This is a genomic window from Paenibacillus sp. FSL K6-2441 (assembly GCF_037964765.1).
GTDB lineage: Bacteria > Bacillota > Bacilli > Paenibacillales > Paenibacillaceae > Fontibacillus > Fontibacillus phoenicis.
The window spans coordinates 3,114,110-3,128,074 of the sequence record NZ_CP150174.1 but is presented as its reverse complement, the minus strand read 5'-3'; the positions used below and the strand labels follow the sequence as shown (position 1 = coordinate 3,128,074).

Here is a 13,965-nt window from a genome sequence, read left to right as displayed (position 1 = left end):
TGCTAACGATTCGGAAAAATCGAGTTTATCCGGGAGGGATTGCCATGTTGACGGAACGCCAAAGAATGATATTGACCGCTATTGTTGATGACTATATTCGCTCGGCGGAGCCTGTGGGATCCCGAAGCATTTCGAAACGGGGCGATGTCGGGTACAGTCCGGCAACGATCCGGAACGAAATGGCCGACTTGGAAGAGCTCGGTTTTTTGGAGCAGCCGCATACGTCGGCGGGGCGGATTCCTTCTCATAAAGGCTACCGCTACTATGTGGATCACCTGACGCCGTTGAACTTACTATCGAATGAAGAAGTAACGACGTTAAAAGCATTCTTCGCAGAAAAGCTAAACGAAACTGAACAAGTGATTCAACATGCTGGGACCATTCTATCCCAAATGACCAATTACACTTCCATCCTGCTGGGGCCGGAAGTTTTTCATACGTCTTTGCGTCACTTCCAGCTATTGCCGTTAAACGAAACGAAGGCGGTGGCGATCGTCGTGACGAATACAGGACAAGTGGAGAACAAGACCGTCGCGATTCCGCCGGACGTATCCGTATCCGAAATGGAGCGGGTGGTCAACCTGTTGAACCGCAAACTTGCTGGGGTGCCGATCTATAAGCTCAAGACTGCCTTGTATAACGAGATTGCTCAAGAGATGCAGCGGCATATTGAGCATTTTGAAGATCTGATGAAGGTGCTGGATCAAGCGCTTGACCCGGGCACAGAGGGGCAACGCCTCTTCCTGAGCGGGGCGACGAACATGCTGACACAGCCGGAATTCCGCGATGTCGAGAAGGTCAAAGGGATTCTGGATGTACTGGAAGAGACCCCAACCTTGACGAAAATGATCTCTTCCGCATCCGGGTCTGGCATTCAAGTGCGAATCGGCACCGAAAACGGGCATGAAGCCTTTGCCAACTGCAGCCTCATCACGGCAACCTATCAAGTTGAAGGCGAAGCGGTTGGTACGATCGGCATTTTGGGACCTACACGGATGGAATATGCCCGAGTGATCCGGATTTTGGAAATTTTGTCGAAGGACCTAAGCAATTTTCTGAGCCGGATGCAATAACATGCATGATCTGCGGGTCTAGCTGCATGTTAAGGAGGTGAGCATCTTGAAGGAATCACAGCCGATTCAGGACAACAATCACACTGTAGAGGAAGAAACGAATATGAACGATAACGTGAAAGAGGACTTGCAAAACACCCCGGAATCCGAAGAGAGGCAGGATGAAGTAGCGGCTCAAGAGCCGCAGGATACTCAGGACGCTGCCGGTGGAGAGGGTGCAGCTGAGGCTGTCAACGAAGCGAATAACGCAGATGTGACTGCGGAGCTGGAGAAGCTGCGTGCGGAGAACGAGGAATTTCAGCAGCGCTTGCTGCGTGCTCAGGCGGATTTCGATAATTTCCGGCGCCGTACGGTGAAGGAAAAGGAAGAACTGGGCAAATACGCATCCGCCAAGCTGATTACCGAGCTGCTTCCGGTGATTGACAACTTTGAACGGGCGCTTAACACAACCGGAGACATCTCGGACGCCGCCTCATATGTCAAAGGGGTGGAAATGATCTTCCGCCAACTGGAAGGCGTCTTGAAGGCGGAAGGCCTCACTCCGATGGAAGCGGAGGGCCAGCCGTTTAATCCTGAATTCCATCAGGCGATTATGCAGGTGGAATCCGAGGAGCATGAAGAGGGCATCGTCGTGGAAGTTGTGCAGAAAGGCTATATGCTGAAAGATAAGGTGCTGCGCCCGGCGATGGTCAAAGTCAGCGGCTAATATAGCAGCTAACAACGAATCCAAAAGACGATTCAACCTATTAAGGAGGACATAACGTAATGAGCAAAGTAATCGGTATTGACCTTGGTACAACGAACTCCTGCGTTGCGGTGATGGAGGGCGGCGAAGCGGTCGTCATTCCTAACCCGGAAGGTGCGCGCACAACCCCTTCCGTCGTAGGTTTTAAGAAAGACGGCGAACGGATCGTCGGCGAAACGGCGAAACGCCAAGCGATCACCAATCCGGATCGGACGATCATTTCGATCAAACGTCATATGGGGACGAACCATAAAGAAGTCATCGACGGCAAAGAATATACGCCGCAAGAAATTTCTGCGATCATTTTGCAGAAGCTGAAAGCTGACGCCGAAGCGTATTTGGGACAACCGGTCACCCAAGCGGTTATCACGGTTCCGGCATATTTTAACGATAGTCAGCGTCAAGCGACGAAGGATGCCGGGAAAATCGCCGGTTTGGAAGTATTGCGGATCGTGAACGAACCAACGGCAGCTGCACTGGCTTACGGTCTGGATAAAGCTGAAGATCAAACGATTCTCGTATATGACCTTGGCGGCGGTACCTTTGACGTATCGATCCTCGAGCTGGGCGACGGCTTCTTCGAAGTTAAAGCGACCAGCGGGGACAACCATCTGGGCGGCGACGACTTCGACCAGAAGATCATCGACTACCTCGTTGCCGAGTTCAAGAAAGATCAAGGCATTGACTTGAGCAAGGACAAAGCAGCGGTACAACGTTTGAAAGATGCCGCGGAAAAAGCGAAAAAAGAACTGTCCGGCGTGCTGACGACGACGATTTCTCTGCCATTCATCACGGTAGTTGACGGCGTGCCGCAACACCTTGAAGTGAACCTGACCCGCGCGAAATTCGAAGAGTTGACTGCGGATCTTGTTGAACGCACCCTTGGACCAACTCGCCGTGCTTTGAGCGATGCTGGCCTTACTCCGGCTGACATCGATAAAGTCGTGCTTGTCGGTGGTTCTACGCGGATTCCTGCCGTACAAGAAGCGATCAAGAAACTGACGGGCAAAGAGCCGCATAAAGGCGTAAACCCGGACGAAGTCGTTGCGCTTGGTGCTGCGGTGCAAGCCGGCGTATTGACTGGCGATGTCAAAGACGTTGTCCTGCTTGACGTTACTCCGCTTTCGCTGGGGATCGAAACGGCTGGCGGCGTATTCACGAAGATGATCGAACGGAATACAACGATTCCGACGAGCAAGTCGCAAATCTTCTCGACCTTCGCCGATAATCAGCCAAGCGTTGAGATCCACGTCCTGCAAGGGGAACGGGAAATGGCAGCCGGCAACAAAACGTTGGGCCGCTTTATCCTGGGTGATATTCCGCCTGCACCACGCGGGGTACCGCAAATCGAAGTTACCTTCGACATTGACGCGAACGGGATTGTTAACGTATCGGCAACCGATAAAGGGACCGGTAAGAGCCAAAAAATCACGATTACTTCCTCCAGCGGCTTGAGCGATGAAGAAATCGAACGGATGATGAAGGACGCCGAGCTGCATGCGGAAGAAGATAAAAAACGCAAAGCGCTGGTTGAAGCGAAAAACAACGCTGACCAACTGATCTACAGCGTTGACAAAACGTTGAAAGATCTGGGCGACAAAGTTGACGCAACTGAAGTTGAGAAAGCAAACGCCGCTAAAGAAGAGCTGAAGAAAGTGCTGGAAAGCGACAATCTGGAGCAAATCAAAGCGGCATCGGAGAAATTGACCGAGGTTGTTCAGCAGTTGTCCGTGAAGCTGTATGAGCAAGCTTCGCAAGCGGCAGGTGCGCAAGGCAACGCTGAAGCTGCCGGCGGCCAAAACCGCGATAACGTCGTTGACGCTGACTACGAAGTGGTTGACGAAGATAAGAAATAAAGCTAAGATGGCTCACAGAGCAGTTTGAGTCTGGTGAATAGACTTTGGCATCCGGGAAGGTCAAAGTGCGGGCTGCTACCGCACTTTGACTTTCCTTTTGCTGATAAGGGTTATTGAATAGATTTACTTCGTGATTAAAAGATGACCGATGGGGGTGGAAGGATGGCAGAGAAGCGCGATTACTACGAGGTGCTGGGCCTCAGTAAAAACGCAACTGAAGACGAAATCAAAAAAGCTTACCGCAAGCTGGCCCGGCAATATCACCCGGACGTCAATAAAGCGGCGGATGCGGAAGCGAAATTCAAAGAAGTCAAGGAAGCCTATGACGTCTTAAGTGATCCAGCGAAACGGTCGCGTTATGACCAATATGGCCATATGGATCCGAATCAGGGGATGGGCGGCGGCTTCTCTGACGCGGATTTTGGCGGCTTCGGGGATATCTTCGATATGTTCTTCGGCGGCGGCAGCCGGCGTGATCCGAATGCGCCGCAGCGCGGTAACGATTTGCAATACACGATGACGATCGAATTTAAGGAAGCGGTGTTCGGGAAAGAAACGGACATCACCATTCCGCGTACTGAAAGCTGCGATACCTGCTTTGGAACGGGAGCGAAACCAGGGACCAAACCGGTCACCTGTTCCGTGTGCCATGGCACCGGGCAACAGGAAGTCGTTCAAAATACACCGTTTGGCCGTATGGTGAACCGGCGTACTTGTACGAACTGCGGCGGAAGAGGGCAAATCATAAAGGAGAAATGTCCGACCTGCGCAGGCAGCGGCAAGGTAAAGAAGCAGCGTAAAATTCATGTCCGCATTCCGGCAGGGGTTGACGATGGAGCTCAACTGCGGATGTCCGGTGAAGGTGAAAGCGGGTTGCGCGGCGGTCCAGCCGGCGATTTGTACATCGTGATCCGCGTGAAACCGCATGATTTCTTCTACCGCGAGGGCGACGATATCTATTGTGAGGTTCCGTTGACGTTCGCCCAAGCTGCGCTGGGGGATGAAATCGAAATTCCTACGCTGACAGAGAAAGTGAAGCTGAAAATTCCGGCAGGAACGCAAACCGGAACCTACTTCCGCTTGAAAGGGAAAGGGGTGCCGCGCCTGCGTGGAATCGGTCAAGGCGACCAGCATGTTAAAGTGGTCGTTGTGACGCCAAGCAAGCTCAGCGAAGAGCAGAAGGAGCTGCTGCGCCAATTTGCTTCGTTGGACGGCGAGCAGACGCATGAGCATGAGCAATCGTTTTTTGACCGAATGAAACGGGCGTTTCGCGGAGACTAATCGCTCCAACATAAAAGCGCGAGCTAAGGAGAAATAATTCCCTAGTTCGCGCTTTTGTTTTTGTATTGAAAAATCAACCTTCCGTCCGAATCTCCGCCAAGATTTCATCCTCCAGCATCAGCCGGATATCTTCCCGGAAGACCCGCATTCCGTATTCCCGATGTACGTACACCATGATCGCCTCCATGATGTTCGATTCAACGATATACCAACTGCGGCCGTTCACCCATACTTCACCGGTATAGCCGGTATCCTCGTCCCAGCTGAGCTCGACCGTCACATCGGTGGGGCGGACGCCCCTCCGTTCGGCCGTATGCAGGCAAATCGCGTTAATAATTTCGTCCATACCGAGGATCATGGCTTAATAACGGCCTCCGTTGCGATAATCGTCGTGGCGCGGCTGCTTTTTGAATCGGCGGTACAGAGCCATTGCGGCGGCAATGATCACATAGATTGCCAACAGATTTACGGCTAATCCCAGCAGATTGCCGAAGAAGCCCATACTGCTGAATAGGCCGCCGAACAGCAGACCCGCAAGCCCGCCGATCATCATGCCGCGCATAAAGCTGCCGCCGCTAAAGAATCCGCGGTTTGTTGTCGGAGTTCCCGTTTGGGTTCCGGTGCGATTGCCCGTCGTATTCTGATATTCGCTTTGCGACGGCTTCTTCGGGGTTGGATTGTACGACCGAGGGCCGGATTTGAATCCGCCGCGTCTGGCGTCAGCAAAGTCAGGGGCGGTGAAGGTGAAGAAGACGGTGAAGACCATCATCAGAAGCATTATTCTTTTTAACATCGTCTATAAACTCCTCCTATGATTGTAAGATAAGTATGTTCGCTTCCCCATCGAGTAATACGGACAAGCCAAGGAAACGTTTCAAATTTAAATCAATTCAGGTCGGTAAACGAACAAAATTTGTATAAAGCCATGGCCAAAATTACATCCTACCGAATAATGGGCTGCGAGCGTGCAGCTTCATTGAAGTGTAAAACGAAAGGCAGGGAGGAAGGATGGCTGAAAAGAACATTTTGGCCTATTTCAAAAGCCCGGAACAGGCCGAAGGGGTTGCCCGCAAATTAAATGCGCTGCGGGTGGAAGAGATATCGATTGATCGATTCAGCCGTTATGCCGGCGAGGGCTACAATCCGATGAACCCGGTGACGGGAAGCATCTCCAACCTGGCGGCTGTCACCCAGGATGCGTCGATGACCAACCAATCAGCGGGGATATTGGCAGCAGCGGATCCGGCAGCCAGCGGACTTAGCCATGGGGGACAAGGCGGGCCGACCGGCCATGATATTTTACTGACCGCTGTCGTTGACGAATCGATTCATCATCAGGCGCTGCGCATCATTGAAGAAGCGGGCGGCTTGATTTAATCGTTAAGAAGGATGACTCCAATCATGCCAATCGGAGAATACATGGAAAGGAGTTGAAGCGAGAGATGAGTCAAAGCCAGGAGGATCGGCGAACCAAGCGGATCTCTGCCAAAGGAAAAAATCTGCCGATCGTACATTACACGGATGTGGAGTTTTCCGAAGAGAGGGCTGATCAAGAGGATTGGGAAGCGCTGGAGCGCAGCGAACGGGCGGACGCACGCCAGCAGGGACAATACAAGCTGTAATCGTAAGCAGCAGACGGGGGACCCGAATGGTTCCCTGTTTTGTTTTGTCACGTTCCTGAATCTATAGTACAATTAATTTTATGCATGTAAGTCAAGGAGGAAATCATACGATGATTTGGAAAGAAATAACTATACATACGACGGAAGAAGCGGTGGAGATGGTTTCCAACTTCCTGCATGAAGCAGGCGCAGGCGGGGTAACCATTGAAGAGCACGTCGATAACGATAAACCTCGGGATACTTCACTGGGACAATGGTTTGAAATTCCCCCTAATGACATTCCTGAAGGAGAAGCGAAAATCAGCGGGTATTTTCCGGAAGGACTGGATATCGACGAAGTGATTGCGGAAGTCCGCGCACGCATCGAGGAACTTAAGAGCTTTGATATCGATCCTGGGGTTGCGGAGATCTCCGTGCGGGATGTCAGTGAGGACGATTGGGCGAACAATTGGAAGCAATATTTCAAGCCGCTGCGGGTCTCTGAGAGACTGACGATCAAACCAACGTGGGAGGAATATGTACCAGTTTCGCCGAACGAGCAAATTATCGAGCTGGACCCTGGTATGGCGTTTGGTACAGGTACGCATCCAACAACATCCCTTTGCTTACTCACGCTTGAGAGCATTATCCAAGAAGGGGACGAAGTGATTGATGTCGGCACAGGTTCAGGGATTCTGGCCATCGGAGCATGTCGGCTTGGTGCCTCCAAGGTGTTGGCGCTGGATCTGGATCCGGTAGCCGTATCTAGTGCGAAGGAGAACACGCGTCTGAATGGTCTTGAGGACCGGATCCAAGTCGTGGAAAGCGACCTGTTATCCGTTCTGAAAGGAGAAGGCAGCACGGGTGTAGAGATCAAGCTGCCGGTACGGGTGGTCGTGGCTAACATTTTGGCAGAGATCATTTTGCTGTTTATCGAGGATGTCTATCAAGCATTGGCACCCGGCGGTTATTATATCGCCTCGGGGATTTATAAGAATAAAGAACAAGCCGTACAAGAAGCGCTGATTGCCGCGGGTTTCGAACTGGAACGGACGGCCCGGGAAGAAGATTGGGTCGCTTTTGTGACGAGAAAGAGGTAACTATATATGGATTTACTAGACCGAATATTGCGGGTTCCGTTGGAACAGCTCCCCTTTTATTTGATCACGCTGGTGATCGCCTTTACGCTGCATGAATTTTCTCATGCCTATTTTGCGAACAAATTTGGGGACCCGACAGCCAAGCTGCTGGGTCGCGTGACGTTGAACCCGGCAGTTCATTTTGATCTATTGGGCATTATCCTGCTCCTGCTTGCCGGGTTCGGTTGGGCTCGGCCGGTTCCGGTGAACCGGGACAATTTCAGCAAACCGCGCCTGATGGGTGTGATTGTATCCGTTGCCGGGCCGCTCAGCAACTTGCTGCTGGGCGTCCTGGGGACGCTTGTTTACGTGATGCTGGCTCGTTTTGGCGTACTGGATGCAATTACGAACGAGAAGTTGTTTCAAGCCGTTCTCATTTTCTTTAATCTATTTACGGTCATGAACTTTTTCTTATTTTTATTTAACCTGATTCCTTTACCGCCGCTGGATGGCTATCGAATTTTGGAGGATGTCGTGCCGCGCCGCATGCTGGGCAAATTGCAGCAATACGAGCAGTGGTCGGTGCTGATCTTCTTAGTGATCCTAATCGTCCCGGGGATGCAGCAGTATACGATTCTGCCGTTATATAATGCAGCGGAAACAATCTATTACCAGTTTGCCCATCTTTTCCTGACATTGTCTGGGGTTTAGGCTGGGGAGAAGGACTGGAAACGGAAGTTCAAAAGTTGTATGATGTAGTTTGGTGATTTTGACCTTGTGGAACGGTGAGGATGATGGCATGCAGCGATATTTTGTGGATCCCGCGCAATTTGGCGATCGGGAAGTGACGATTGCCGGTGAGGATGCCCGTCATATCGGCAGGGTGATGCGTTCCAAACCCGGCGATAAGCTGATCGTGAGCGACGGGATATCCCGGGAAGTCCTCGCGGAGATTACGATCATAGAGCCGCAGCAAGTGACTGCGGCTATTATAGAGGAGCTGGCGGCGTCGGGAGAACCGTGGTTTCAAGTGACTGTAGCCCAAAGCTTGCCGAAAGGCGACAAGATGGAAACCGTCATTCAGAAGTGCACGGAAATCGGCGCGGCTTCTTTCCTTCCTTTTTTATCAGAACGTACGATCGTACAGTATGACAGCAAGAAGGAGGAGAAGCGGCTCACCCGCTGGCAGAAAATCGCCAAGGAAGCCGCCGAGCAAGCGCATCGCAGCAAAATCCCGGCGGTTGAGCTTCCAGTCAAGTGGGACAAGCTGCTTGTAGAGCTTAAGAACTACGATTTGGTATGTTTATGCTATGAAAAAGAGGACGGTCGGCAGCTGCGGGACGTGCTTAAGCCTTTCGTCACCGGGCTGACGCCCGAGAGAACGGTGAAGGTCGCTGTTGTCGTTGGACCGGAAGGCGGCTTTACTGAAGCGGAAGTGGAGGAAGCCGAAGCTGCGGGAGCGGTATCCGTTGGTTTAGGCCGGCGCATTCTGCGCACCGAGACGGCTGCGATGGCCGCCCTGACCTGCATCATGTATGAATCCGGAGAAATGGGGGGGGAATGAGCGATGCCTACTGTCGCCTTTTACACCTTGGGCTGTAAAGTTAATTTCTATGATACCGAAGCCATTTGGCAACTATTTAAAAACGAAGGCTATGAACAGGTTGATTTTGAGCAATCAGCCGCCGACGTTTACTTGATTAATACTTGTACGGTTACGAATACCGGTGACAAGAAGAGCCGTCAGATCATTCGGCGGGCGGTGCGCCGCAACCCAGACGCGATCATCGCGGTAACCGGCTGCTACGCGCAGACGTCGCCTGCGGAGATTCTGGATATTCCCGGCGTGGATCTGGTCATCGGAACGCAAGACCGGGACAAAATTATCCCTTACGTCAAGCAACTCCAAGAGCAACGTAAGCCGATTAACGCCGTGCGCAACATTATGAAGACCCGGGAGTTCGAAGAGCTGGACGTGCCAAGCTTCGCCGATCATACCCGCGCTTATCTGAAAATCCAAGAGGGCTGCAACAACTTCTGCACCTTCTGTATTATCCCTTGGTCGCGCGGACTGTCGCGCAGCCGTGACCCGCAAAGCGTGATTCAGCAAGCGCGTCAACTGGTCGCTGCGGGCTACAAGGAAATCGTCCTGACCGGCATCCATACGGGCGGCTACGGTGATGATCTGGAGAACTACCGTTTGTCCGACCTGCTGTGGGACTTGGATAAAGTAGAAGGGCTGGGACGCATCCGTATCAGTTCGATTGAAGCAAGCCAGATCGATGACCGGATGCTGGATGTGTTGAAGAACTCCTCGAAGATGTGCCGCCACTTCCACATCCCGCTGCAAGCGGGCAGCAATGAAGTGCTGAAGCGCATGAGAAGAAAGTACACGATTGAAGAGTTCGAGCATAAAATCAAAATGATCCGTGATTTCATGCCGGATGTTGCGATTACCACGGACGTTATTGTCGGCTTCCCTGGGGAAACGGACGAGCTGTTCCGCGAAGGCTTCGAAGCGATCAAACGCATCGGTTTCTCGGAAATGCACGTGTTCCCTTATTCCAAGCGGAGCGGTACGCCGGCAGCGCGGATGGAGGACCAGGTCGACGAGGAAGTGAAGCATGCTCGCGTGCATGAACTGATCGACTTGTCCGAGCAAATGCAGCTTGCTTATGCGGAGAAATTCGTTGGCCAGGTGCTGGATGTCATTCCAGAGAAGGATGAGAAAGGCACAGCCGGAGACGGCTATGTGACTGGCTTCAGCGACAACTACCTGCAAATCCGCTTCCCGGGCACACCGGACTTGACCGGCAAAATCTGCCGCGTGAAGCTGACCCAAGCGGATGCGAACACCTGCGAAGGCCAGTTAGTCCGAGTCCTGGACGATGCCGCGCAAGCTTTAGCATAATACTGTCGCCCGACACCGGGCATAGGCCAAGGATTTCACCCTGTCGGGGGTGAAATCCTTGTTGTTACATACGGGCAAATTGGAAGTATGAGTGCGATGCTCCTATAATTAACAAATAACACCAGGTGTCAATAATTTCTCGCCCAGCGCCGAAGGCAGCATTTTCCCGGAGGGAACAGCGAGCAGGAGCGCCTCAGTCACTCCCGCGTTTGTCCCGTTTGCGGGATGCCTAAGGGCTGCGAACCCTTAGGGCCCTCTTTTACGGTAAGGGAGGCTTGGGTAAAATAAAGGGAGGTACAGCCAGAATGCCATTCAAAGAAATCTCTGCTGGAGGCGTCGTTTACCGCATCCAAGACGGACGGCTGCAAGTGCAACTGATTACCGATCGTTATGGCAAGATATCGTTTCCGAAAGGAAAGCGGGAACCGGGAGAAACCGTGGAACAAACGGCGCTGCGCGAAATTTTGGAAGAAACCGGCATTGTGGGCCGGATCAGTAAATTGATTGATATCATCGCGTATACTTACCATCATCCCAAGCTGGGGAACGTGGATAAAGAAGTCCATTATTACTTGGTTGAATGGCAAAGCGGAGCCCTCCGTCCTCAGCTTGAGGAGATCCGCAGCGTGTCCTGGTATGAGCCGCAGGAGGCTTGGCGTCAGCAACGCAAGGCGGGATATGACAACAACGACTTCATCTTAGAGAAGGCGTTGCAAATGCTTGGTATCGAGCCGGAGAACTAATACGGTGCAGTTATTTTCTGCGATATTTAAGAGATGGGAGAATATCGGGGGAAATAACTGCATTTTTACGGCTATTTAGACGCTTTCGTATTCGGGAGGAGGGGGCCGGCGAGATGATCCAGGTCCTCGGGCCGATCCAGTTTGGACCAGATGGGCAAATAGCAGAAAGGCAACGCCAGCAAGGAGCAGACGACGTTAAAAATCGTCTGCGTGTGTGCGATTTGCGCTGAAAGATCGCTGGTTAACCAGGCTGCCGCCGCTTGCAACAGCGGAACCAGCGGCAAGAACAACACTGCCCCCAGCACGTTGAGCGCCACGTGCGACCAAGCGACGAATCGGCCGGATCGGGTGCCGCCGATGGCGGCGATCACCGCCGTGACGCAGGTGCCAACGTTGGATCCGATAACCATGGCAATGCCGAATTCCACCGGCAAGGCACCGCTGGCGGCGAGTCCCATCGTCATGGCGACGACTGCGGCGCTGCTATGAATGATCGCCGTCAGGATGGCGCCGGCGAAGGCGCCCCACAGCAGGCTGCCGGTGGCATGCTCCAGCAGCCAGGAGATCACGCCGCGTTCTTCCAGCGCCGGACCGATCAACTGCATAAAGCGGATGGCGATCATCACCAGGCTGAAGCCGGCTAAGGCCAGTGTGGCAAACTGCAAGGGCAACAACCATGGCATGCGGCGTTTGATATCGTCCGGCAGCATTTCGCCTCCCAGCACAGCGGCCGCCCATAACGTTAACGAAACGATCAGCATGGGGACGCCCAGCTTGGCTATATTAAGGGCAAGCAGCTCCGTGGTCAGGCAGGTTCCGATATTGCCTCCCAGAATAATGCCCAGCGTTCGCGCATAGGACAACAGGCGGGCATTAACCAGGCCAATCGTCATTACCGTCACGGCAGTGCTGCTCTGTAAGACGGCCGTGATGAAGGTGCTCGACAGCAGGCCGGTCCAAGGCGTCCGCGTCGTCCGGTGAAGGAAACCGATCAGCCGGGGACCCGCCCATGCGTGCAGGGCAGCCTCCATCACCTTCATGCCGAACAGGAACAGGGCGAAGCCAAACGTCACTGGAAACAAGATCTCATGAAACATATTGGCAGCCTCCCTTCCCGGATCATCTGTAAAATGCAGACAAGCGACAATCGTACAAGTTACATATATGACGGTCGGACAACTTCCATGCCAGCCAAGCTGACGTACCGTCCCGGCCGCAGGGGTGCTTTAGGCGCAGTGGGTCATATTTTTAATGAGGAGTGAAGGATTAAGTGGCAAGGGTCATATTGCAGCGCAGCCGCAAGAAACGGTTGGAAAAAGGGCATCCTTGGATCTTCAAAAATGAAATCGAGCGTTTGGAAGGGAACGTGGAACCGGGCGGATTGGTTGAGGTCGTTGACCACCGGAACCGTTACATGGCCACCGGGTATTACAACCCGGCTTCGCAAATTACCGTCCGCGTTGTGTCGTATACGCCGTTGGAAGCGATGGACACGGCCTTTTTTGTCCGGCGGTTTCAGGAATGCTTGAAGCATCGGGAACGGTTCGTGAAGGAGGATGCTTACCGCTTCGTGTACGGAGAGGCCGACTTTTTGCCGGGGCTGATCGTGGACAAGTTTGGTGACGTACTGGTTGTACAGCTGCTTACACTGGGTATGGACCGCTGTCGGGAGCAGATTGTGGAGGCGTTGTCGGAAGTGCTGCATCCCGTTGGCATCTATGAACGCAGCGATGTAGCCGTCCGGGAAATGGAGGGCTTGGAGCAGGTGAAAGGGCCGATCTTTGGCCAGCCGCCGCGCCATGTCATCGTGTCGGAGAACGGGCTCAAGATCGAGGTGGATATTGAGCAGGGGCAAAAAACGGGCTATTTCTTCGACCAGCGGGAGAACCGGGCGTCCATCAAGCCGCTGATGACCGGTTGGGGCGGACGCAGCGGCATCACGCTGCAGGAACTGCCGACGGAAGACGGCGGCGTGCGGCTAGCGCCGGTCAACCGGAACGGCAAAGAAGTCACTTTCCCGTACTGGGACGGAGCCACCGTGCTGGAATGCTTCTCGCATACCGGAAGCTTCACCTTACATGCCTGCAAATACGGAGCCAAAAAGGTGACCTGCCTTGACATCTCCGAGCATGCGATCGAAAGCGCGAAGCGGAACGTGGAGCTGAACGGGTTCACCGATCGCGTCGAATTTGTCGTGGCTGATGCGTTTGATTATTTGCGCAGTCAGGTGAAAGGCTTGGAGGAACGGGCGCGCCGTGCGGCCCAAGACGCCAAGGTGGACACTTCCGTGCCGCTGACGGCCGGCGGCGGGCGGACTTGGGACGTCGTGATCCTCGATCCCCCGGCGTTTGCCAAGACGAAAGCGGCGGTTAAAGGTGCCGTTCGCGGTTATAAAGATATTAACCTGCACGGCATGAAGCTGGTGAATGAAGGCGGCTATCTGGTAACGGCCAGCTGTTCCTACCATATGCGACCGGATCTGTTCCTGGAGACGATCCTCGAGGCCGCGGAGGATGCAGGCAAAGTGCTGCGCCTTGTGGAATGGCGGGCAGCCGGCAAGGATCATCCGCAAATCCTTGGGGTGGACGAAGGACATTACCTGAAATTTGCCATTTTCGAAGTGCGCAGCAAACACGCGTTGTAAAATTGGATATAACGGATAAACAGCCTCGTTTC

Annotated in this window: 15 protein-coding genes; 12 read left to right on the top strand and 3 right to left on the bottom strand. The window is 53.3% G+C overall.

What is annotated here, in order from left to right; all coding sequences use genetic code 11:
• Positions 1-44 precede the first annotated feature (44 nt).
• The 4 genes from hrcA to dnaJ all read left to right on the top strand — a co-directional run bounded on the left by hrcA (position 45) and on the right by dnaJ (position 4,955).
• The gene (hrcA, locus tag NSQ80_RS14380; protein WP_009224122.1) at positions 45-1,073 is read left to right on the top strand and encodes a heat-inducible transcriptional repressor HrcA; all 1,029 of its coding nucleotides are present in this window, start codon (positions 45-47) and stop codon (positions 1,071-1,073) included.
• A 103-nt stretch (positions 1,074-1,176) separates the two neighbouring features.
• Positions 1,177-1,779, top strand: a complete 603-nt coding sequence (gene grpE, locus NSQ80_RS14375) for a nucleotide exchange factor GrpE (RefSeq protein WP_050769722.1) — start codon at positions 1,177-1,179, stop codon at positions 1,777-1,779.
• Positions 1,780-1,838: 59 nt separating this feature from the next.
• Entirely contained in the window at positions 1,839-3,674 is a 1,836-nt protein-coding gene (gene dnaK / locus NSQ80_RS14370) for a molecular chaperone DnaK (protein ID WP_260070473.1), read from the top strand.
• A gap of 162 nt (positions 3,675-3,836) precedes the next feature.
• The gene (dnaJ, locus tag NSQ80_RS14365) at positions 3,837-4,955 is read left to right on the top strand and encodes a molecular chaperone DnaJ (protein WP_009224119.1); all 1,119 of its coding nucleotides are present in this window, start codon (positions 3,837-3,839) and stop codon (positions 4,953-4,955) included.
• A 73-nt stretch (positions 4,956-5,028) separates the two neighbouring features.
• Here dnaJ and NSQ80_RS14360 read toward each other — a convergent pair whose 3' ends face one another.
• Both NSQ80_RS14360 and NSQ80_RS14355 read right to left on the bottom strand, forming a co-directional pair.
• The gene (locus NSQ80_RS14360; RefSeq protein WP_009224118.1) at positions 5,029-5,313 is read right to left on the bottom strand and encodes a YxcD family protein; all 285 of its coding nucleotides are present in this window, start codon (positions 5,311-5,313) and stop codon (positions 5,029-5,031) included.
• Positions 5,314-5,316: 3 nt separating this feature from the next.
• Positions 5,317-5,748, bottom strand: a complete 432-nt coding sequence (locus NSQ80_RS14355) for a hypothetical protein (RefSeq protein ID WP_009224117.1) — start codon at positions 5,746-5,748, stop codon at positions 5,317-5,319.
• Positions 5,749-5,963: 215 nt separating this feature from the next.
• Between NSQ80_RS14355 and NSQ80_RS14350 the strand changes: the two genes are divergently transcribed.
• The 7 genes from NSQ80_RS14350 (at position 5,964) to NSQ80_RS14320 (ending at position 11,289) form a co-directional block, all read left to right on the top strand.
• A complete protein-coding gene (locus NSQ80_RS14350; protein WP_339299562.1) occupies positions 5,964-6,332 on the top strand; it encodes a hypothetical protein in 369 nt (122 codons plus the stop codon).
• Between the two features lie 65 nt (positions 6,333-6,397).
• A complete protein-coding gene (locus NSQ80_RS14345) occupies positions 6,398-6,577 on the top strand; it encodes a YfhD family protein (RefSeq protein ID WP_009224115.1) in 180 nt (59 codons plus the stop codon).
• Between the two features lie 110 nt (positions 6,578-6,687).
• Entirely contained in the window at positions 6,688-7,656 is a 969-nt protein-coding gene (gene prmA, locus NSQ80_RS14340; protein WP_339299559.1) for a 50S ribosomal protein L11 methyltransferase, read from the top strand.
• A 6-nt stretch (positions 7,657-7,662) separates the two neighbouring features.
• Positions 7,663-8,346, top strand: coding sequence for a site-2 protease family protein (locus NSQ80_RS14335; RefSeq protein ID WP_009224113.1), 684 nt, complete (start codon positions 7,663-7,665; stop codon positions 8,344-8,346).
• Positions 8,347-8,434: 88 nt separating this feature from the next.
• Complete coding sequence (locus NSQ80_RS14330) at positions 8,435-9,199, top strand: 16S rRNA (uracil(1498)-N(3))-methyltransferase (RefSeq protein ID WP_036644744.1); 765 nt, start codon at positions 8,435-8,437, stop codon at positions 9,197-9,199.
• A gap of 3 nt (positions 9,200-9,202) precedes the next feature.
• The gene (mtaB, locus tag NSQ80_RS14325) at positions 9,203-10,546 is read left to right on the top strand and encodes a tRNA (N(6)-L-threonylcarbamoyladenosine(37)-C(2))-methylthiotransferase MtaB (protein WP_009224111.1); all 1,344 of its coding nucleotides are present in this window, start codon (positions 9,203-9,205) and stop codon (positions 10,544-10,546) included.
• A 305-nt stretch (positions 10,547-10,851) separates the two neighbouring features.
• Complete coding sequence (locus tag NSQ80_RS14320; protein WP_009224110.1) at positions 10,852-11,289, top strand: NUDIX domain-containing protein; 438 nt, start codon at positions 10,852-10,854, stop codon at positions 11,287-11,289.
• A gap of 71 nt (positions 11,290-11,360) precedes the next feature.
• Here NSQ80_RS14320 and NSQ80_RS14315 read toward each other — a convergent pair whose 3' ends face one another.
• The gene (locus NSQ80_RS14315) at positions 11,361-12,386 is read right to left on the bottom strand and encodes a Na/Pi symporter (RefSeq protein ID WP_339299554.1); all 1,026 of its coding nucleotides are present in this window, start codon (positions 12,384-12,386) and stop codon (positions 11,361-11,363) included.
• A 173-nt stretch (positions 12,387-12,559) separates the two neighbouring features.
• Between NSQ80_RS14315 and NSQ80_RS14310 the strand changes: the two genes are divergently transcribed.
• A complete protein-coding gene (locus NSQ80_RS14310) occupies positions 12,560-13,933 on the top strand; it encodes a class I SAM-dependent rRNA methyltransferase (protein ID WP_339299552.1) in 1,374 nt (457 codons plus the stop codon).
• The last annotated feature ends 32 nt before the right edge of the window (positions 13,934-13,965 follow it).